This is a genomic window from Ruegeria sp. CG4 (genome assembly GCF_056537185.1).
This window is the reverse complement of record NZ_JBQFRB010000017.1, coordinates 29,349-47,621: the sequence shown is the minus strand read 5'-3', so window position 1 is coordinate 47,621 and position 18,273 is coordinate 29,349. Positions and strand designations below refer to the sequence as shown.

Annotated in this window: 22 protein-coding genes; 6 read left to right on the top strand and 16 right to left on the bottom strand. The window is 53.2% G+C overall.

Annotated features, from left to right (window positions below; all coding sequences use genetic code 11):
- Window positions 1-105 precede the first annotated feature (105 nt).
- The 7 genes from otnC to ACR0J2_RS23965 are packed head-to-tail and all read right to left on the bottom strand — an operon-like array spanning window position 106 to window position 6,434.
- The gene (gene otnC, locus ACR0J2_RS23995) at window positions 106-753 is read right to left on the bottom strand and encodes a 3-oxo-tetronate 4-phosphate decarboxylase (RefSeq protein WP_480814106.1); all 648 of its coding nucleotides are present in this window, start codon (window positions 751-753) and stop codon (window positions 106-108) included.
- On the bottom strand, window positions 750-2,027 hold the full coding sequence (gene otnK / locus ACR0J2_RS23990) for a 3-oxo-tetronate kinase (RefSeq protein WP_480814105.1): 1,278 nt from the start codon (window positions 2,025-2,027) through the stop codon (window positions 750-752). The genes otnC and otnK overlap by 4 nt, the downstream gene beginning before the upstream one ends.
- Window positions 2,024-2,821 (bottom strand): N-acyl homoserine lactonase family protein, encoded by a 798-nt coding sequence (locus ACR0J2_RS23985; protein WP_480814104.1) that lies wholly within the window; start codon window positions 2,819-2,821, stop codon window positions 2,024-2,026. The genes otnK and ACR0J2_RS23985 overlap by 4 nt, the downstream gene beginning before the upstream one ends.
- Window positions 2,818-3,105, bottom strand: coding sequence for a putative quinol monooxygenase (locus tag ACR0J2_RS23980; RefSeq protein WP_480814103.1), 288 nt, complete (start codon window positions 3,103-3,105; stop codon window positions 2,818-2,820). Before ACR0J2_RS23980 ends, ACR0J2_RS23985 begins: the two co-directional genes overlap by 4 nt.
- On the bottom strand, window positions 3,105-4,616 hold the full coding sequence (locus tag ACR0J2_RS23975; protein WP_480814102.1) for a tripartite tricarboxylate transporter permease: 1,512 nt from the start codon (window positions 4,614-4,616) through the stop codon (window positions 3,105-3,107). Before ACR0J2_RS23975 ends, ACR0J2_RS23980 begins: the two co-directional genes overlap by 1 nt.
- Before the next feature lie 4 nt (window positions 4,617-4,620).
- Complete coding sequence (locus ACR0J2_RS23970; protein ID WP_480814101.1) at window positions 4,621-5,370, bottom strand: hypothetical protein; 750 nt, start codon at window positions 5,368-5,370, stop codon at window positions 4,621-4,623.
- Between the two features lie 56 nt (window positions 5,371-5,426).
- The gene (locus tag ACR0J2_RS23965) at window positions 5,427-6,434 is read right to left on the bottom strand and encodes a Bug family tripartite tricarboxylate transporter substrate binding protein (RefSeq protein WP_480814100.1); all 1,008 of its coding nucleotides are present in this window, start codon (window positions 6,432-6,434) and stop codon (window positions 5,427-5,429) included.
- 135 nt (window positions 6,435-6,569) lie between these two features.
- Between ACR0J2_RS23965 and ACR0J2_RS23960 the strand changes: the two genes are divergently transcribed.
- The 5 genes from ACR0J2_RS23960 (at window position 6,570) to ACR0J2_RS23940 (ending at window position 11,115) form a co-directional block, all read left to right on the top strand.
- The gene (locus ACR0J2_RS23960) at window positions 6,570-7,658 is read left to right on the top strand and encodes an isocitrate/isopropylmalate dehydrogenase family protein (protein ID WP_480814099.1); all 1,089 of its coding nucleotides are present in this window, start codon (window positions 6,570-6,572) and stop codon (window positions 7,656-7,658) included.
- Window positions 7,655-8,686 carry a Gfo/Idh/MocA family protein gene (locus tag ACR0J2_RS23955; RefSeq protein ID WP_480814098.1) on the top strand — a complete coding sequence of 344 codons (1,032 nt, stop codon included), beginning with the start codon at window positions 7,655-7,657 and terminating at the stop codon, window positions 8,684-8,686. Before ACR0J2_RS23960 ends, ACR0J2_RS23955 begins: the two co-directional genes overlap by 4 nt.
- Before the next feature lie 41 nt (window positions 8,687-8,727).
- Window positions 8,728-9,360, top strand: coding sequence for a GntR family transcriptional regulator (locus ACR0J2_RS23950; protein WP_480814097.1), 633 nt, complete (start codon window positions 8,728-8,730; stop codon window positions 9,358-9,360).
- A 215-nt stretch (window positions 9,361-9,575) separates the two neighbouring features.
- Complete coding sequence (locus ACR0J2_RS23945; RefSeq protein WP_480814096.1) at window positions 9,576-10,676, top strand: Acg family FMN-binding oxidoreductase; 1,101 nt, start codon at window positions 9,576-9,578, stop codon at window positions 10,674-10,676.
- On the top strand, window positions 10,666-11,115 hold the full coding sequence (locus ACR0J2_RS23940; protein WP_480814095.1) for a MarR family winged helix-turn-helix transcriptional regulator: 450 nt from the start codon (window positions 10,666-10,668) through the stop codon (window positions 11,113-11,115). The genes ACR0J2_RS23945 and ACR0J2_RS23940 overlap by 11 nt, the downstream gene beginning before the upstream one ends.
- A 37-nt stretch (window positions 11,116-11,152) precedes the next feature.
- Here the strand turns inward: ACR0J2_RS23940 and ACR0J2_RS23935 are convergent, their stop codons facing one another.
- The 9 genes from ACR0J2_RS23935 to ACR0J2_RS23895 form a co-directional block, all read right to left on the bottom strand.
- The gene (locus ACR0J2_RS23935) at window positions 11,153-11,920 is read right to left on the bottom strand and encodes an SdiA-regulated/phytase-like domain-containing protein (RefSeq protein WP_480814094.1); all 768 of its coding nucleotides are present in this window, start codon (window positions 11,918-11,920) and stop codon (window positions 11,153-11,155) included.
- 92 nt (window positions 11,921-12,012) lie between these two features.
- On the bottom strand, window positions 12,013-13,194 hold the full coding sequence (locus ACR0J2_RS23930; protein ID WP_170682721.1) for an adenylate/guanylate cyclase domain-containing protein: 1,182 nt from the start codon (window positions 13,192-13,194) through the stop codon (window positions 12,013-12,015).
- Between the two features lie 171 nt (window positions 13,195-13,365).
- Window positions 13,366-13,920 carry a CIA30 family protein gene (locus tag ACR0J2_RS23925; RefSeq protein ID WP_170612284.1) on the bottom strand — a complete coding sequence of 185 codons (555 nt, stop codon included), beginning with the start codon at window positions 13,918-13,920 and terminating at the stop codon, window positions 13,366-13,368.
- 11 nt (window positions 13,921-13,931) lie between these two features.
- Window positions 13,932-14,384 (bottom strand): TspO/MBR family protein, encoded by a 453-nt coding sequence (locus ACR0J2_RS23920; RefSeq protein WP_480814093.1) that lies wholly within the window; start codon window positions 14,382-14,384, stop codon window positions 13,932-13,934.
- 13 nt (window positions 14,385-14,397) lie between these two features.
- The gene (locus ACR0J2_RS23915; RefSeq protein WP_170682722.1) at window positions 14,398-14,901 is read right to left on the bottom strand and encodes an aggregation factor core; all 504 of its coding nucleotides are present in this window, start codon (window positions 14,899-14,901) and stop codon (window positions 14,398-14,400) included.
- A 136-nt stretch (window positions 14,902-15,037) separates the two neighbouring features.
- Window positions 15,038-15,421: a nuclear transport factor 2 family protein gene (locus ACR0J2_RS23910; protein WP_480814092.1), complete on the bottom strand. Its 384-nt coding sequence runs from the start codon at window positions 15,419-15,421 to the stop codon at window positions 15,038-15,040.
- A 144-nt stretch (window positions 15,422-15,565) separates the two neighbouring features.
- Window positions 15,566-15,946, bottom strand: coding sequence for a VOC family protein (locus tag ACR0J2_RS23905; RefSeq protein ID WP_170682724.1), 381 nt, complete (start codon window positions 15,944-15,946; stop codon window positions 15,566-15,568).
- Window positions 15,947-16,960 (bottom strand): zinc-binding alcohol dehydrogenase family protein, encoded by a 1,014-nt coding sequence (locus tag ACR0J2_RS23900; protein ID WP_480814091.1) that lies wholly within the window; start codon window positions 16,958-16,960, stop codon window positions 15,947-15,949. It lies immediately after the preceding gene.
- A 26-nt stretch (window positions 16,961-16,986) separates the two neighbouring features.
- Complete coding sequence (locus ACR0J2_RS23895) at window positions 16,987-17,277, bottom strand: putative quinol monooxygenase (protein WP_170682726.1); 291 nt, start codon at window positions 17,275-17,277, stop codon at window positions 16,987-16,989.
- Between the two features lie 104 nt (window positions 17,278-17,381).
- On the opposite strand from ACR0J2_RS23895, the gene ACR0J2_RS23890 reads away from it, so the two are divergent.
- Window positions 17,382-18,269, top strand: coding sequence for a LysR family transcriptional regulator (locus tag ACR0J2_RS23890; RefSeq protein WP_170682727.1), 888 nt, complete (start codon window positions 17,382-17,384; stop codon window positions 18,267-18,269).
- Window positions 18,270-18,273 lie beyond the last annotated feature (4 nt).

Here is an 18,273-nt window from a genome sequence, read left to right as displayed (position 1 = left end):
CATCAATATCTCAACCTGCCGCAACTTCGAGACAATCTCTTCCGGCTTCGGTCGCTTGTTCGCCATGTGGTTCCTCCGTTTTCTTAACCATAACGGCGGACCACTTCAGAGGGGGAGGATCACGAAAGTTCCCTTGAGGTCTGCGACTTGTTCTGCATTCAACATTCGGGTTCGCATACCGCGCAAAGCCACTAGCAGCTTGGCTGTTTCTTCTAACTCTTCTGCTGCACAGACCGCTGAGAACAGATCCTTTCCTGATACGACAGGTCCGTGATTGGCCAGCAGAACAGCACTATCATTGCCGCCCAGTTCGCGGATCATATCACCGGATTTCGGATCACCCGGCTTGACGTATGGAACCAGTTTGACCGTGCCGACGCGCATGACCACGTATGGTGTAAGCGGTGGAATACAGTCATTGGGATCGGTGTCTTCCAGGCAGGACAGAGCAGTGGCCCAGGTCGAATGCAGATGAACCACGGCGCCCGCTTCTGGCCGCGTCTCATAGAAGGCTTGGTGCAGAAAAACTTCCTTGGTCGGCTTGTCGCCGGAGACGTGGTGCCCATCCAAATCAATCTTGGCGATGCGCTCGGGATCGATATTCCCCAAGGTGGAGTTGGTTGGTGTCATGAGGATCCCGTCATCAAGACGTGCCGAGACATTGCCCGCAGTGCCGACGGAAAATCCACGCTCAAACAGCGAGGCGCATAGCTCTGACATCTGCTGCCGCAAAGCCGATTCATCCGAACTCATTTGCCTGCCTCCATCATTCTGAGCGCCTTCGCGAAAAAGTCCGGAGCGCCAAAGTTTCCAGATTTTAGAGCCAGCGCAATGGTTTCAGTTTTTCCGACGCTCAGGACAGGTACGCCCGGGTCGATCTCTGGACCAATTGACATGGCAGGAGACCCCAGTGCCTCAGATACGACCTTGGCGACAGCTCCCGACGTCTCCCCTCCGGCAACGACAAGGCGCTTATAGCCCGTTTGGACAAGTTCCCGGGTAGTTTCAGCAAAGAGATTGTCCAGCTTTTCCGCCACAGTTTCCTGACCGAATTGACTTTGGATCGCGCGCACCTCTTCCGGGCTTCCTGATGAGTAAGCGAGGGGGGCCTCACCTGAATGCTTTTCAAAGAAATCCAGAAGCGTTTGCTTAGTCACATCCCCGGACATGACACCCGGAACATTGATGGCGAACGTCGGATTGGATTCCGCATGAACATCGATCTGTCCGCGGGTCGCACCTGAACATGATCCTGCAAGGATGGCGGCGGGTCCAGCGATACCTGTGAACACACTACCACCTCTTTTGGACGACGCTCTTCTGACGAAGTTTCTGGGTAGACCCAATGCTATCCCGGATCCCCCGGTAGTGAGCTGGGCATCCTTCAGAGCCTCACCCCAGGCCAGCAAATCCTCGTCCGAGATCGCATCACCGATTACAAAGCGTTCGTTTGCGTTCTGCAAAGCATCAGCAATCGCCTCTAGCCCTTGCTTCACGGTGTCAACTGGCACTAACCCAACCGCTTCTTCGGTCTGATGCTGCAACCAACGCCTGATGTTGGCATCCGTCATCGGAGTAAGAGGGTGATTTTCCATCCCAGACTCGTTCAACGGCTTGCCAAGCACAAAAAGATGGCCCTGATAAACCGTACGCCCCGTGGTGGGAAAGGCCGGACAGAAAACCACCTTTTGCGCACTCAGTTCATTAGCCAACGCTTCCGCAACGGGGCCGATGTTTCCTTCTTTAGTGGAATCGAATGTGGAGCAATACTTAAAGATGAACTGCTCGCATCCTTGATCTTTAAGCCACCGCAGAGCGCGCAAGCTGTCCGCTACCGCTTCCTCAGTCGGTGCGGTGCGGCTCTTGAGTGAGATCACACCCGCTTCGATCTCCTCGTCGGCTGGGGTCGTTGGAATACCCGGGAACTGAGCCGTTCGTAATCCACCTTCCGGCTCAACGCCCTTGGCCAAGGTGTTCGCAATATCACTCGCACCAGTGAAGTCGTCTGCAATGACACCGATTTTCATAATTCAATGTCCCTCGTCGGTCCTGGATCCAACCTATGGATATGTGGTGCCGCACCGACGGGAAAAATCTCACGCACAAGTGGATCATGGCCGGGCACGATAAGTCGAGGATGCGAGGCCAACCTCTCCAGGGTCTTGAAACCATCCATCATTTCCTGCAAATCGACGACGATGGGAAAGGCTTTGCGTGCCATGAAATTCTCGTAGTAATGCGAGGCATCAGAGGCGAGCACCATCCACCCGGCTGCCGTTCTTACGCGAACACATTGCAACCCGCGCGAATGCCCACCGATGCAGTGTACCGTAACCCCATCTGCAATCTCGGCTTCTCCGTCGTAGAATATGACCTGGCCTGAATAGAGACGCTTTACGACCTCGCAGACATGGTCAGCCGTGAAAGGCGCACGCAGGTGATCATGGCACATGCAGGGACCTGTAGCGAAGGCCATTTCCGCCGACTGCATATGCAACTTCGCGTTGGGGAACATATGCAGTCCCCCTGCGTGGTCATAATGAAGATGGGTCACGATGACTTCGGTCACCGCTTCCGGCGCAATGCCCAGGGGCAGCAAAGCCTCGCGAGGGTCCATCGCAATGGGACGACCACGGGCAGCGGCCTCATCGGAGTCGTAGCCAGTATCGACCAGAATGACTTTGTTGCCGCGTTTTAGCACCCAAACGAAATAATCCATCGCATGAGGCGCGTTGTGATTGTCATCGATGATGAAACTATCAGCTCGTGTCCGGGCGTTGCGATCCGCGTATTTCACGGCATGGATTTCCCAATCGTTCATCGGATGACCTCGGAATACTGGTGAACTACCTTGGTGGCGATCATATCAGCCACTGCCGTATCGAAGGACTGAAAATGCGCACTTTCTAGGTGGCCAGAAAACGCCGCGCTGTCATCATAAACCTCATAGAGAAAAACCGTCTCGGGATCGTCGCCGAGGCAAACGTCAAACTGCTGGCATCCGGGTTCTTCACGCAAAGAGGTTGAAGCGTTTTCGACCATCAGCGGTAAAAAGGTGCATCTCGTACCGGGTTTGAGAGTGAAAGTTACAGTGACTACAAACATCAGACGGAAAGTCCTTTCAGACGTGAGAAAGCTCGCTTCGCGACGGGCAATTGGCTGAGGATCAGGCCAATGTTGAGCACTAGCAGAATGGCCGCACCAGGCCGTGAAAAGAAGACCGACAGATCCCCATCCGACAAGAACAGCGACCGGCGGAAGGTTTCGTCAAACAGGCTGCCCAGAATAACCCCGATCACCAACGGCGCGATTGGGTATTTCATCAAGTTCATGAAATAGGCCACGGCGCCTACTCCAAGCATCAGGTAGAGATCATTGATACCACCACCGACGCTGAAAGACCCAATTGTTGTCAGAACCATAACGACGGGTAAGAAGATGGTCTGCGGGATGGCAAGTATTTTGATGAATACCCGAGCGGTGAACAGGCCCATCAAGAACATTGTCAGGGAGGCCAGCACTAAAATTGCAACCACGCGCAAAATGATCTCGGGGTCTATCGTGGGGCCTGGGATCACGTTGTTGATCTTGAAGGCCCCCATCAAAGCCGCGGCGGGTGGCGAACCGGGAATGCCCAACACTAAAAGCGGGATTAGCGCACCACCAATACAGGCGTTGTTTGCAGTCTCAGAGCACAGCAGACCTTCCAATGATCCTTTTCCAAACTTGTCGCCCTCGGCAGATACGGTCTTGCCAACACCGTAGCTGACCCAACCGGCAACATCTTCGCCGACGCCAGGAAGCGCTCCTACCCCAGTTCCAATCACTCCTGACCGGCCAATGGTGGGCAGGTAGCGTCGGATGGAGCGTAGGTTCGGAAGGATGCGACCTTTCAGGGCCAGAACTTTCCCGGCCTCAACGTGCCTCAAGCCGTCGATGATTTGGGGGATGGCGAAGGCCCCCATCAAAACTGGCACGACCTGAAACCCGCTCAACAGGTAAGACCAGCCGAAAGTATAGCGCGGTTCAGACAACAGAGGGTCGAGCCCCACCATTGACATCGCAAGCCCGATCAAACCGGCGATCCATCCCTTAATCACCAGGTCTTCGCTCATCAAAGTGCCAGAAAGCAGAATGCCGAACAGGGCCAGCAATGCTTTCTCAGGGCTTGCGATGTTCTTTGAAACCAAAAGCAGCGCCCAGACAAAAATCAAAAGCGTGATGGTCCCGATAACTGTGCCAATAAAACTGGCCGTTGTGGTCAGCCCAAGTGCTTCGCCCCCTCGACCCGCTTTAGCCAAAGGGTAGCCATCCATGGCCGTCGCCGCGCTCGCTGCTGTACCGGGTATGTTCAGCAGAATAGACGGGTAAGAGCCGCCGTAAATCGCGCCGACATAGGCGCCGAGCAATGCGATAAGTGAATAGTCCAGCGGGATTTTGTTGCCGAAAAATCCCGTCAGGATCGTCACTGCTAGGGTTGCCGTAAGGCCCGGCAATGCGCCGAACGTGATGCCCAGGAACACGGATGCGATCAAATAAAGATAGGTCAGCGGGTCTACTGCCAGGCCCATGAAGGCAGCCCCAAATCCAGCCAGTTGCGAAAAGATAAAGTCCATCCGGTCAATCTATCCATAGCGGACGAAGCGTCACGTAGTAGTGGTATTCGATTTGTTTGAAGATCAGCCCTCCGCGCGCAGGTACGTTTTGGCGGAAGACGAAGGCCATCGCACAAACGAGGATGAGCGGGGCAAGTACTGCCACCAATGGAACGAACCGCAAAACCCGTTCGGTAGTCGCTTTGACCGGCACCAACAGCGTCAATGCGACCCACAGGATCAGCGTGAACCAATCATCGCCGTGCGCATTCCAATCCACCTGTGCCGGAAAGCCGATGAAGGCAAACAGTCCCGCAGCAACTACTGCAATGCACGCCACCAAAGCACGCCGCGCATGCCCCCCGTAGTAGCCGTAAGTCAAAGCTGTAATCAGCAACCCAGAACACAGAATGAAGTCCACTCTGGGGACCAGCCCCACGACATATGCAAGAAGGATCAGGCCGATTGTTGAAGCTCGAAAGGCTTCCGACTTATCCCATCCGATACCCAAAGCGCTAAGCGCGTTTTGGGCTCCACCTGAGCGGATCGAAATAGCTAGCAAGACGAAGGACAACACAAGCAATCCACCGAAGATAAACAGCGGTACAATTGCAGCCGAGTTGTACCAATCCGATCCACTCACACCTGCGCGGTTTTCACCCCAAAGTGGAATTTCCGACGTCTTCCAAAGAAATAAAACGGCCACGGTAATAAGAACTATCGCTGCCCAAAAGTCGCGGGTCCGCATGACCAGTGTTTCGTCGATTTTGTCCATGCCTGCCTCCTACAGGAAAGGGCACGGTCAAACGCGCCCTTTCAAAATTGATCGGATTAGGGCTTCTCGATACCCAGCGAGGCCGGATCGACCGTGGCAGCGCCCAGATCTTGCAAGGTATAGGCAAAAGTAGCCTCGAGGTTCGCAAACAGCTCTTGCGCTTCTTCGCCGTGTTGACCACCGACATCGTAATTGTTTGCTGCGGCCCATTCGGCGACGGTTTCGGACGCAATCGCTTGCTCGAAGGCATCACCAAGCGCGGCCTTTACGTCGTCCCCGGCTGAACTGTGAACTGCAAACCCAATGGCCTGTTTGAGCGGCAAATACTGATCGAGACCGTCGTAAATGCCAAAGGCAGAAGGCACCGTTGCCCCTGCAATCTGCGCATCTTCGGGCGTCAGCATCGCGAGCGGCTTCAACTGACCGCCTTCGATCAGCGGAGCTTGTTCAGCCAGCGAAGTAACAACCAACGCAACCTCACCTGCTATCGCCGCTTCCTGCCCGGGCGCTGAGCCTTTGTATGGAACAAACTTGAACTCTGCACCGGACCCTTTCTCGATGGCGAGAAGATTCAAGTGGTGGATCGAACCCGCGCCGGACGCGGCAGCAGGAATTGTGCCAGGGGCGGCTTTGGCAGCATCAACCAATTCTTCCAGAGTATTGTAAGGGCTGTCCGCCGGAACCGAGATCAGATCAGGTGAACCACCGACAATAAACGGATACCAAAAATCAAATTTCTTGTCCCAACCGCCCTGCACAGCAGCGGTGACGTTCGACTCAGACAGACCAACCAGCGTATAGCCATCGTCTGGTTGATTCATGACGTAGACCATACCGTTAGAGCCTGCGACACCACCTGTTTGATTGATCACATTGATCGAGACCGGAAGGTGTTTTTCCATCTCGGCCATGATCATTCGGTTGATCGTATCCGTGCCACCTCCGGCCCCCCAGACCACAGCTGTAGTGATATCACGATAGGGATAATCCTGCGCAACAGCTGCCCCTGCAATGCCGGTCGCCATCACGGCTGCGGCCGCCAACCGCCCTAGCTTTAGTTTCATTTCCAAGTCCTCCCAAACATCTTTGCGTTTATTATTGCATTTATTTGCGTATACATTAAAGAATGCGTTGTCAACGGACTGTAGTGAAAGCTGCTATCGCGCTATGAATGCGAAACGGGAAGGAAGCGGGCTAAGATGAAGAAAAGTTATGATGTGGCAGTGTTCCACGGGGACGGAATCGGCCCTGAAATTATGGCCCCTACGCTTGAAATTCTACGCCAGCTCTCAGGCGAAAACCCCAGCTACGAATTGGCGTTTTCGGACGCGCCGGCAGGCGCCTCCCACTACGCAGAAACTGGAGAATCGTTTCCAGCGGGATCACTTGAAACGGCTCGCAACGCCGACACAATTCTGCTGTCTGCAATGGGTTTGCCGGATGTTCGCTACCCGGACGGAACTGAGATTTCACCGCAGATTGATCTGCGAAAGCAACTGGGACTTTTCGCTGGTGTACGTCCAGTAAAGGTAAGCAGCGGACAAATGACCCCCTTGGCGCTGCCTCCCGGAAAAGAGATCGACTTTGTCTTGATACGCGAAAGCACAGAAGGACTGTTCTTCACTCAAGGCGCTGGAGAAGTTACCGAACACGAAGCACGTGAAACTCTGCTGATCACTCGTGAGGTGTCCGAAAAACTGTTCCGTTTCGCGTTTGAACTCGCCCAGAACCGCAAAAGAACCGGGCGCGGTCAGGGTCGAGTTACATGTGTCGACAAAGCCAATGTATTCCGCGCCTTTGCATTCTTCAGATCGATATTTGATGCAGAAGCCGCCCACCATCCCGATTTGCAGGCAGACCATGCTTATGTTGATGCCACCGCACTGTGGATGGTCCAAAAACCTTGGGAGTTCGATGTCTTGGTGACCGAGAACATGTTCGGAGACATCCTCTCCGACCTTGGTGCAGGTCTTATGGGCGGTCTTGGACTGGCTCCATCAGCGGATATCGGGTTGAATCACGCTGTATTCCAACCCTGCCATGGTTCCGCTCCAGACATTGCAGGACAGGGTATTGCCAACCCTTTTGCGATGATCCTGTCCGCAGCAATGATGCTTGAATGGTTGGGTTTGACCCATGATCACCCAAGCCTGTCCAATGACGGCGAACGATTGCGTGAAGCCGTGGAAAAGGTGACTGCGAACGGAAAGAACCTAACGCGTGACCTAGGTGGCTCCGCCGGAACGCAGGATGCAGCCGCGTCGGTATTGGAAGCATTGTGGGCATGAACACTCGCCAAACCATCAGAGTCGCGTGTGTGGGTGCGGGGTATTTCAGCAGGTTCCACTACGAAAGCTGGTCCCGAATGCCCGGAGCGGTTCCGGTTGCATCCTGCAACCGTGATATCAACAAGGCGAAGGAAACAGGACTCGCCGCTTACGATGATCTGTCAAAAATGCTGGAGGTGGAAAAACCAGATCTCGTGGACATCATCCTTCCACCTGTGGCGCAGGCCGACGCTATCCGAACGGCACTGCGCTCAGGAATAAAATGGCTGATCTGCCAAAAACCTTTCTGCATGTCATTGGATGAAGCTAAGAAGATCGTCTCCGAAGCTGACGCAGTAGGCGCAACCATTGTCGTGCATGAGAATTTTCGCTTCCAGCCCTGGTATCGGGCGATCAAGGTGGCGATGACCGAGGGTCGAATTGGAACACCTCTACAAGCGACTTTCCGGCTTCGGCCCGGCGACGGACAGGGACCACAAGCCTACCTTGACCGGCAGCCGTACTTTCACGACATGCCGCGTTTCCTGGTTCATGAAACAGCGGTTCACTGGGTAGACACATTCCGATTTTTGTTCGATGCGCCCAGCGCAGTTTATGCGGACTTGCGCCAAGTTAACCCCGTTATCGCAGGCGAGGATGCAGGTTACATCCTGTTTGACCACCCCAACGGTTTAAGAGCTCTGTTCGATGGCAACAGATGCCTTGATCACAGCGCCGAAAACCTGCGTCAGACCATGGGCGAAGCGCTCATCGAAGGAACGGAAGGATCACTGGTTCTTAACGGCGACGGTTCAGTTGACTTCCGCGCTTTTGGAAAACAGGAGCGACGGCAGGTTTTACTTCCGAGCAATCATGATGGGTTTGGCGGAGACTGCGTACACGCCTTGCAAAGTCACGTCGTTTCAGGCCTTGTAAAGGGCACGCCGCTGGAAAATACGGCTCGAGACTATTTGGACGTGATCCGAATCGAAGAGAACATCTATCTCTCGGCTGCGGAGGGACGAAAGATCAATCTGGAGACGCCGTGAAGGGTCAAGACGCAAAAACTCTTTCCAATACGCAACGCGCTGTGAGGGATTTGCGAAAGATGATCCTGTCCGGCGAACTTGCAGCCGGAACTGACCATCTGGAATCGGAACTCGCCGAGACCCTTGGCATGTCCCGTACCCCGATACGGGAAGCTGCGCTGATGCTGGAAAGTAAGGGCTTGCTGGAAATGCGGCCCCGAAAGGGCGTGCGAATACTGCCCGTTTCATCAGATGATATGCGTGAAATCTACGACATACTGACGGAACTCGAGAGTCTCGCAGCACAGCGCGCTGCCGAAGCGGGCTATTCCGAAGATGAACTGGCGGTCCTTGCTGGATCAATTGCAAAGATGGATCAAGCCATCGAAGCCGAAGACCTTGAAGCCTGGGCCGAGGCCGACGAGTTGTTTCATCAGGAACTCGTTCGGTTGGGCGGCAACAAACGGGTCGAAGCGATTGTTGCCATGATGAGCGACCAGGTGCGCCGCGCACGCGCAACGACGTTGTTCATCAGGCCCCTACCCGTCAAATCCAATGAAGATCACCGGGTTGTTTTTCAAGCGATTAGTGAAGGTCGACCGGGTGTTGCCCGTGAACGTCATCGAGAACACAGGCTGCAAGCGCAGGCTATGCTTTGCGGGATACTAGAGAAGCACCGACTCAACAGCCTCTGATCTTCTCGCATCCAGTCGTTAATCAACTAAAATAACTGCATCTTTTCGGCACCAAAGGAGCTCCGAGTACTTGTCCACCGCGGTAATCGGCGGTTGCGTCCGGCGGCTCTAATATTCTTTTTTCAAATCACTCAAGCAATCACTGCACCGATTGGGGTTGAAATAGTTCGATTTCGTATTATTTTAGTTCGATATCGTACTATCGGAGACTCAAGATGCCAAATCGAAGACGTTTTCTCAAGATTCTAGGCGGAGGCACAATTCTGGCGGCAACTGGCGCGGTCGCGTTCCTCGCTACACGCACGCCGCATGAAGCGTTGGCTCCGTGGACGCCAAAACCGTATGACGACCCACGCAAGGCTGCTTTGTCCTACGCAATTCTCGCCCCCAATCCACACAACTTGCAACCATGGCTGGTCGAGTTCGTTGGGCAAGACAGGGTGCGCATCCACCGTGATCCTGATCGCGAGCTTCCGGAAACCGATCCTTTCCACCGCCAGCTCTATATTGGCCTTGGTGCATTTGTTGAGACGATGGTACTGGCAGCAGGTGCTCTCGGGTTTGATACCGAAGTCAAATTGCTGCCAGATGGGGATGAAGGGCCTATTGCAGAAGCAGTGTTTGTACCTGGAGGGGCACCCGATCCACTTTCAGATCAAATCCTCAACCGACATTCAAACAAAGAACCGTATACTGAACAGCGGCTGTCCGAGACGGAAGTGTCGGTCCTTGAAAACTACGCCACCCTGATTACCGATGAAGATTTGGTGACCCGTATTCAAGATCTTACGAAACGCGCTTTCGAAATCGAAATGCGAACACCGCAGACCTTGAAAGAATCCGTGGACCTCATGCGGATCGGGAAAGCAGAAATCGACGCCAACCCGGACGGGATTGAGTTACGCGATCCGTTTCTGGAAACGCTGCGACTTACTGGCCTTTTGGACAACGAGACCCTGATGAACGTTGACCACCCAGGCACTCAGTCACACATGCGAGGCTACTTCGCCATGCTAGACGCGACGCCGCAATACGCAGTCCTCACGACGGCTACAAACACGCGAAGCGATCAACTCGATGCCGGACGTCAATTGATGCGTTTTTACCTGAAGACAACCGAAATGGGCCTGAGCGTTCATCCGGTCAGTCAGGCCCTTCAGGAATATCCTGAGATGGCAGATGAATACACTCTCGCGCATGAGCTTCTTGCGTCACCAGGCCACACGGTGCAAATGTTGCTGCGTTTGGGGTATGGGCCTGAACCAATTGCCACGCCCCGCTGGCCGCTGGAGACACGAATTCTGAATGAAGCCTGAAGATGAGACCAACGAAGTCTACCGGTTCTTCACCGAGGTCGGGATCATCAATCAGTTGATCTCGACCAAGCTTGAAGCGTTCTTACCTGGTCGAATGACGGCGACCCAATTTGGAATTTTGGGCCATCTGGTACGGCGCCCCGAAGGTGAAACCCCACTGCAACTCTCAAACGCGTTTCAGGTGCCCAAGACTTCGATGACGCATATGCTCGCCAGCCTTGAAAATCATAACTTGATCACTCTTGAGACCAACCCAAAGGACAAGCGTTCGAAAATTGCCCGGTCGACGCCGCATGGCGTAGAGTTTCTGAAAACTTGTATGGATCGGATGTCGACAGCTCTTGGTCCGATGTTGTCCGAGCTCGGGCCCAAACCGTTTCATGAGTCTTTGCCTAATCTGGCGCTCATTCGCGAAACTTTGGACAGTGAGCGCGACTAGCGGAAACCTGCGTCGACCCAAGCAAACAGAAAAGCTCTCAGAACATCATGCAATCCGCGCCCGGCGGCAGCGGCGGTGATCCTTCTGGCAAGGTGGGCGTGTAGTCAAATGTCACAATCTTCGCGCCGCCATCGAATGCAACGAACAGTTGGTTGGATCCCGGCCTAATGGCGATGCCTTCTGGGTCGGTTCCGAACTCCAACAAGCTTTGCTGGGCGAGAAGCCGGCCATCAGCCGTGAACTCATACAGGCTGTTTGACCCTTCCCAGTCATCAACAATCAGCATGTGACCGGTACGCGGGTCAATCGCGATGCCTTGTGCCTCGCTTAACGGGGGAGAGAGCTTCATGGTATCCAACCTCGCCGTTAAAGCACCCTCTGAAGTGAACCAGGACAACCGTTCCGGGTCATCTTCTACGGTCACGATCTGCCCCTGGGCATTGATCGCGATGCCTTCGGTATCCGCGAACCCACCTTCCAATTCGAAAGGCGCTCCCAGGCGTGATCCATCCTTGGTGACACGTTGAAGACGGCCGAGACCGTCACCCAGCAACAAGTGATCCCCTTCAACAGCAATTGCTTTGATCCGAAAGAGATCGCTGGATATTCGGCGCAACTCGTCCCCTTGCAATGTAACGAGAATTGCTTCGGGCCCCTCGTTGGCAATCCACAAGCCACAAAACGTTGGATCGTAGTCAAGGCTTGCAGGTTGGTTGAGCTCGTAGCGCCCAGTTTCGCGCAGCTGCAATGCTACGACTGGATTGGACACGGTGCAGAGCAACAAGGCGATGGTCCTTGCAAACACTCGGAATGCTCCTAAAAACTGCATTAGAAAGGTGGATCGGTGTCGCGAAGAGTCAATGCAAAGAACGCATGAACTCCTAAAAGCTAATCGCATCACTTAGCCTGATCAGAGAGACTGAGGACACGAAAAATCTGCACGGGATTACCGATGCCCTTCATCTTTCTTTCTCCCAGTTCTTCTGTCTCTACATACTCTTCTATGTCTAAAAGCGCACGTTGGTTCAAAAGGATCTGCCCGTCGATGGCAAAATCGCAAAGCCTCGATGCAGTGATCACCACACCGCCGATAGCGGTGTAGTCGGCACGACCATGAAACCCGATAAGCCCTAGGGTCGCGTAACCGCTGCTGATTCCGATACCCAGACCCATTGCATGCCCAAGCTTTTGCCAAGGTGCTCGAATTTCTTCAAAAGCTTCGCTTATTGCTTTAGCCAATCGTACAGCTTGCAGAACGGGTTGATCGCAGGGAACCGGATCATTGAAAAAGACCATTAATCCGTCTCCGGCTCGGTATCCGATTGTTCCCTTGTGTAGTGCAACTAGTTGACCAACCTCGTCGTGGAATTGCTGGAGAAGAGTAATGGCTTCTTCCGGCTCAATCGCCTCAGAAACGGCGGTGAAATTCCGGATGTCGCAGAATAGGCAAGAGATGTATTGACGATGGGTCTTAAGAAGCTCGTCAGAGTTTTCTTCTACGACAAGCTCCGCCACCTGAGGAGCAAGGAATTGTTTAAGTCGCCCTAGCCTGTCAATCTCGCCTTCCTGGCGCTTCACCTTCTCTGTCAGCCTTTCGTTCAAAGCCTCTATTTCACGCGTCTGGTTACGAACCGTGTGGTTTAACGCGTCGAGAATGAAGTTTTGGTTTAGCAAAGCCGCAATCACCAAAAGCACATAGGCGAGCGCTTCTACGCGTTCGTCATAGCCAAAATACAGTGTGATAATCAGTATAGCGGCAGCAATTCCACCAAGGACGAGTGGAAGCTCTTTGGCATGCCGTTTCCGGTCTCTCCACAAGAAACTGACCGCCAACAAAGCAAACACCCACATGAGCACGGCTTGCGCATGTGGATTTATTGAAAGCGCTTCATACCCAACCAAATAAGTCAACAGAATTCCAGAATAGCATGTGGCCAAAGAGGCAAGTGCAGCCAAAACTGCTCCGATCCCTATTGGCATCGAAATTCTGAATTCCTCCGTTGCCACGCCGATACCATCGGCTACAGCACGCGACGAATGTTCCGCGGCGGAGTCACTTCTGTTCTCGGGATCAGACATGGTCCTCGTTTGCGCTTGGCCGCTGCCAGAGTACGTTTGAAATGATGTTGCGTCAAAACCGCCAGCCCCTATTTGGACGGTCGAGGTTTTTTGCGAAATCATCACCCTCAGACAAGACAACCTCAAGTTTCACATTGGCTGGCAACAGAGGTAAAATTAGGAACCTGACCTTCAGTAGAAACCAATCTCGCTTACATCTACGCGGGCCTCGTGATCGCGCCCGAAGGCTACAACTCCAACTGAAGTGATTGCGTCTGCAACGGGAATAGCGCGTAACATGGCACCTGATGCCTTGAAGCCTGACAGAGGTAAAGAGACTTCGGTCCATTCGTCAGAAGTTGCGAACTCGGCCTGATAGTATTGCCACGGAAGCACCGTGCCACGTGTTCTGAGGTGAACAAAGTACAGCTCGCCGTTCCCCCGTACCAACAGCCTGACGCCTGATACACTTGCATCTGGCCTGTCAGTCAACTTGCGTCGGAACTGGATGAAGCCGCCGTTGTTTTCTGTACTGACGGTTCCGGTCAACCGTGCGAATGCAACATCACCTTCCGAACTAAACTGCACCTGACCTGAAGAAACTCCTCCCATGACGGTGTCGGCAACGAAGTCCCAACGCTTCTCCGGAGACTTAGAGAAGTCTTCGGCAAGATTTCCATCAGCCTGTGCCATTGTAAATCCGATGATAACAAGACCTGAAACGAGCCCAGCGAAGTTTCCACGCATATCGTTCTTTCTCAGTTCAGTATTGCAATAGAAAGGTTCAAGACAGTGGCAAATGCGACCCATGCAAAGTACGGCAGGAAGGCTAGTGCAGAAATCCGATCCGAATTCCTGACCTTAACGATGAACACAACGATGACAGCCAACAACGCGACAATGACCAAAAAGGCAAACCACGGCAGTTGCAGTACGAAAAAGGTCGGGGACCACAAAAAGTTCAGACCCATCTGTGCCCACCACAGCTTCATGGCGGTCGAGCTTCGGTCTGTTTCAAACTGGCGCCAACCCGCCATAGCGATCAAGACATAAAGCGCCGTCCAAACCGGCCCAAAAATCCAATTTGGTGGATTGAAAGCCGGTTTAGAAAGCTGTGCATACCAATCGCCGGGTGCAGTCAGTGTCCCGATCAGGATGCCGCCTCCCACCATCAGCGCAAGGAATGCTATGCGGATCAACCAATTCGACATTGTTGGATAGCTTTCAGCAGTCCTTGGTCGTCACGTTCACAAGTGCTTCGGAAGAGAAGGTCGCAGTATTAGTCTCATCCGCATCGGTATATGACACCGTGGCGCCTGCGATCTCCGACCCTGTTACGGTGATTTCGCGTTGCCCGATAGTGTCATCGACATCGATGGTAAAGGCGAGATTGTCCCCGGCTGCGAGGGAGGCGATCTCAAGCTCAATTGTATCTTGCCCATCCACGACCGCTGGAATTTGACGCAGAGCATCCGCACCCTCAACGAATTCGAGAGGTTGGAATACTTCCACGCCCGCACCCTTTTCGGTAACGTCGAAAATCAGACGCCCGGCAGATTGCGACAAGTCAATTTTGACGGTCGAGGCTTCTACTTCGCAAGCTCCGACATTTTTCAAAACAAAACGGTCTTTGGGTGCGCCTTCTATAAAGCGAATTTGTACACCAGCCTGAAGCGAAGTAGCTGCAAATAATCCAAGGGTCGCCGCAAGAATACTCTTCGGGAGCATATTTATTTCCTTCCTTATTGGTTCTTGATAGATACGCTTCGGCGGATTTCTTGGATCAGACTTATGCCCTTTGACTATGGTGGTTTAGCCGACAGGGCCTTTCGAAGTTCCATGCAACGCTGTCAAAACGGTTAAGTCAAAACATGCCGTTTTCATTCTTGCTGTTTGCCGGAACCTCCTGAAGAACGTCCCAGTGCTCGACAACCTTCCCATCGACATCCAGGTGAAAAATATCGATCCCTGCGTACTCGAGACCATCGGGCCAGATTTGATGGCAATGCAGAATAACGTGATCGCCTTCAGCAAACGCACGTTTGATGTCCACACGCTTTCCCGGGTATTCGGCGGCCATGCGCTCGAAGTACTCGACAAAGGCTTGCTTGCCGTCGCCAACATGCGGGTTGTGCTGCGTATAAGTATCACCAACAAAGGTTGCTATGGCCTCGGCAGGTCGACACTCGTTGAACATCATTTCGTAGAAAGCGATGACGTTTTTCTTGTTTGTTCCAAGGTCCGGCATGCTGATCTCCAAATCGACGTTTGTACCGCCCAAAAATGTTGGTCCGCGTAATTCTTGGAAGCAACCTGGCAAAGATCTCGACCACTAACTGGCAAGAAGCTACGCGCTTGATTTTGCGTTCCGACTATTTCGAGGGTTAGCCACTTACTCGATTTCTTCGAAGTCTATATGAATATGATTTCCATCAGGATCGGCCACATGGATTTGGACCATTCGGGCGCCCGGGACGTCAGTTTTGCGGTACTTGATCTGACTCGAGCTCAGTTTTTCTTCGAATGCGCTCAAACCCGTGGCTGAGAGCGCAAAATGCTCGAGCTTGAGCTTCACTTCGGAGCCGACATTTGGCGTTCCTTCGTGCCCCACAAGGTGAACCACCGCGCGATCACCCGCATACAACCATGCTCCGGGAAACGGAAAATCAGGGCGGGCCCCAAGTTCCAAACCCAGGACCTCTTCATACCAAGTAACCATCTCAGGCAACTTAGTCGTCACGATATTCACATGATCCAGCCGCTCAATTCTCATCTAAAAACCCTCAAGCACGAGCTTTCCTTTGGCCTTGCCGCTTTCAAGGATAGCATGCGCTTTCTTTAAGTTTGTAGCATTGATCCTACCAAGTGTATCGGTCGCTGTGGATCTGATCTTTCCGTCATCTATCAACCCGGCGAGCTGATTCAGGATTTCGCTTTGACGGTTCATATCTCCAGTCCCAAAAAGCGACCGAGTGTACATGAACTCCCAATGCAATGAGATCGATTTGGGTTTAAACGGCGCGATGTCGAAGGTTTCAGGATCATCAATCAACCCAAAGCGACCTTGAGGTGTCATCACCTCTCCAGCTTGGGAAGCATAAAGCTGGGAATGGTTTGTCGAATAAATGAAATCCACGCTGTCTATGCCGAGAGCCTCGAGTTGTAAGCCAAAAGGTTCCGCATGATTGATGACATGGTGTGCGCCAAGCTCTCGAACCCAGTCTTGTGTCTCGGGTCGGGACGCAGTTGCAATCACCGTCAAGTCAGTGAGAGCCCGCGCCAATTGAATGGTAACTGACCCGACACCACCTGCGCCACCAATAACCAGCAACGTCTTGGTTCCGCCGGAAACGGCATTTTGGACTCGCAAGCGGTCGAACAGCATCTCAAAGGCAGTAAGCGTCGTGAGCGGCATCGCCGCAGCCGCTTTCGCCGGTATGGATTTTGGCGCTGCTCCGACAATACGTTCATCCACCAGATGAAACTCGGCATTGGTTCCCGGTCGGTTGATCGCCCCGGCATACCAGACTGCATCTCCCGGACTGAAAGTCTCAACCGTTTCGCCAACTGCTTCGACGATCCCTACTGCGTCCCACCCCAATATTTCAGGTGACGGGCCTTCAGGAGCACGTCTTTGCCGAACCTTCGTATCGACCGGGTTTACTGACACCGCCTGCACCTTCACCAACAAGTCGTGCCCCTTCGGCGTCGGTTTGTCGGCCTCAAAGTCGATTAAGGCGTCCGCCCGATCAATAGGCCCTGTCTCATTGTATCCAACGGCTTTCATAACGTGCTCCTTTGTCCGGTTCTGTATCAACCGATGACTGTCATTTCATTCAGCGTGAATTCTGCAACGGCGCCCTCTGTTGCTTCCAGGTAAGCCGCAAGGTGCTGAGCACCCATGTGGGTTTGCCAAAGCTCCCGGCTTTCCCAATTTTCGTAGAACACGAAATGAGCCGGGTTGTCGTTGTCCTGGTGCAGGTCGTAGTTAATGCAACCCTCTTCGGCACGGGTTATGTCGATGAGCTTGATCAGCTCACCCTTTACGAGGTCGATCTTATCGGGATTGGCTTTGATGTTGGCGACGATTGTCAGCTTGGCCATTGGATTAGATTCCTTGTGTTCATGAGCGATGTGCCAGATTTACTCCGCCGTTTTTTTGGGATAAACAGGACTTTTTCGAACATATAATCCGGAAAATCCGTTTAATGCTGCTAGACAATCTTCGCTTGTTTCTGACGATAGCCGAGAAAGGCAGTCTTGTGGCCGCAGCGCGAGAGACTGGGATGTCGAGCACGACAGTATCCGAGCGACTCGCGGCTCTGGAGGCACACTACGGAGTGGTTTTGTTCAACCGCACCACTCGTTCTATTAGCCTGACCGAAGAAGGCCGTACACTAGCTGACGGAGCAAGAAGCGTACTCAGTGAGGTTGCGGATTTGGACACACTTGTTCGGCACGGCGCCGAAACTTTGTCTGGCCCAATTCGCATAAGCGCGCCTATCGATTTGGGGCGGAGCTTTGTTTCCGAGGTTATTGCCGAATTCACCGAAGATAACCCTGCCGTCTCAATAGAACTGTCTCTTTCAGACGGCTACGTCGACCTTGTAGGCCAGGGTTTTGACCTTGCCGTTCGCTTCGGCAACATCACAGACAGCTCGCTCAGATTACGAAATCTAGGAAGCTACCAACGTTTCGTATGTGCGTCCCCAAGTTACCTAGCCTTATTCGGAACGCCTGAAAAACCAGAAGATCTTTTAAACCACAACTGCTTGGTCATGAGGTTTGGAGACATAATCGACAACGTTTGGGAGTTTGGATCAGGACCAAATGCCCGGCGCGTATCGGTAAAGGGAAATCGAATAGTCAATGATGGTTCACTCATCCGCGATTGGGCAATTGCAGGCCATGGGGTCGTCTTGAAGTCAGAGCTGGATATAGGCGACGATGTTCGATCTGGCAGGCTTGTTTCTGTCTTGCGCGAATTCCTCCCACCGCCGAAACCCTTGCAAATGATGTTTCCGCCTAGCCGAGCCCAACCACGTCGCATAACGGCCTTGGCTGAGCATTTGCGTCGCAAATTTGGTGTGAGTTGAGGCC

What these genes read in the sequence shown, in the direction of transcription:
- otnC (WP_480814106.1), bottom strand. Translation starts at nt 753, where the DNA reads ATGAGTTCGGATGAATCGGCTTTGCGGCAGCAGATGTCAGAGCTATGC.
- otnK (WP_480814105.1), bottom strand. Translation starts at nt 2,027, where the DNA reads ATGAAAATCGGTGTCATTGCAGACGACTTCACTGGTGCGAGTGATATT.
- ACR0J2_RS23985 (WP_480814104.1), bottom strand. Translation starts at nt 2,821, where the DNA reads ATGAACGATTGGGAAATCCATGCCGTGAAATACGCGGATCGCAACGCC.
- ACR0J2_RS23980 (WP_480814103.1), bottom strand. Translation starts at nt 3,105, where the DNA reads ATGTTTGTAGTCACTGTAACTTTCACTCTCAAACCCGGTACGAGATGC.
- ACR0J2_RS23975 (WP_480814102.1), bottom strand. Translation starts at nt 4,616, where the DNA reads ATGGACTTTATCTTTTCGCAACTGGCTGGATTTGGGGCTGCCTTCATG.
- ACR0J2_RS23970 (WP_480814101.1), bottom strand. Translation starts at nt 5,370, where the DNA reads ATGGACAAAATCGACGAAACACTGGTCATGCGGACCCGCGACTTTTGG.
- ACR0J2_RS23965 (WP_480814100.1), bottom strand. Translation starts at nt 6,434, where the DNA reads ATGAAACTAAAGCTAGGGCGGTTGGCGGCCGCAGCCGTGATGGCGACC.
- ACR0J2_RS23960 (WP_480814099.1), top strand. Translation starts at nt 6,570, where the DNA reads ATGAAGAAAAGTTATGATGTGGCAGTGTTCCACGGGGACGGAATCGGC.
- ACR0J2_RS23955 (WP_480814098.1), top strand. Translation starts at nt 7,655, where the DNA reads ATGAACACTCGCCAAACCATCAGAGTCGCGTGTGTGGGTGCGGGGTAT.
- ACR0J2_RS23945 (WP_480814096.1), top strand. Translation starts at nt 9,576, where the DNA reads ATGCCAAATCGAAGACGTTTTCTCAAGATTCTAGGCGGAGGCACAATT.
- ACR0J2_RS23940 (WP_480814095.1), top strand. Translation starts at nt 10,666, where the DNA reads ATGAAGCCTGAAGATGAGACCAACGAAGTCTACCGGTTCTTCACCGAG.
- ACR0J2_RS23930 (WP_170682721.1), bottom strand. Translation starts at nt 13,194, where the DNA reads ATGTCTGATCCCGAGAACAGAAGTGACTCCGCCGCGGAACATTCGTCG.
- ACR0J2_RS23925 (WP_170612284.1), bottom strand. Translation starts at nt 13,920, where the DNA reads ATGCGTGGAAACTTCGCTGGGCTCGTTTCAGGTCTTGTTATCATCGGA.
- ACR0J2_RS23920 (WP_480814093.1), bottom strand. Translation starts at nt 14,384, where the DNA reads ATGTCGAATTGGTTGATCCGCATAGCATTCCTTGCGCTGATGGTGGGA.
- ACR0J2_RS23915 (WP_170682722.1), bottom strand. Translation starts at nt 14,901, where the DNA reads ATGCTCCCGAAGAGTATTCTTGCGGCGACCCTTGGATTATTTGCAGCT.
- ACR0J2_RS23910 (WP_480814092.1), bottom strand. Translation starts at nt 15,421, where the DNA reads ATGCCGGACCTTGGAACAAACAAGAAAAACGTCATCGCTTTCTACGAA.
- ACR0J2_RS23905 (WP_170682724.1), bottom strand. Translation starts at nt 15,946, where the DNA reads ATGAGAATTGAGCGGCTGGATCATGTGAATATCGTGACGACTAAGTTG.
- ACR0J2_RS23900 (WP_480814091.1), bottom strand. Translation starts at nt 16,960, where the DNA reads ATGAAAGCCGTTGGATACAATGAGACAGGGCCTATTGATCGGGCGGAC.
- ACR0J2_RS23895 (WP_170682726.1), bottom strand. Translation starts at nt 17,277, where the DNA reads ATGGCCAAGCTGACAATCGTCGCCAACATCAAAGCCAATCCCGATAAG.
- ACR0J2_RS23890 (WP_170682727.1), top strand. Translation starts at nt 17,382, where the DNA reads ATGCTGCTAGACAATCTTCGCTTGTTTCTGACGATAGCCGAGAAAGGC.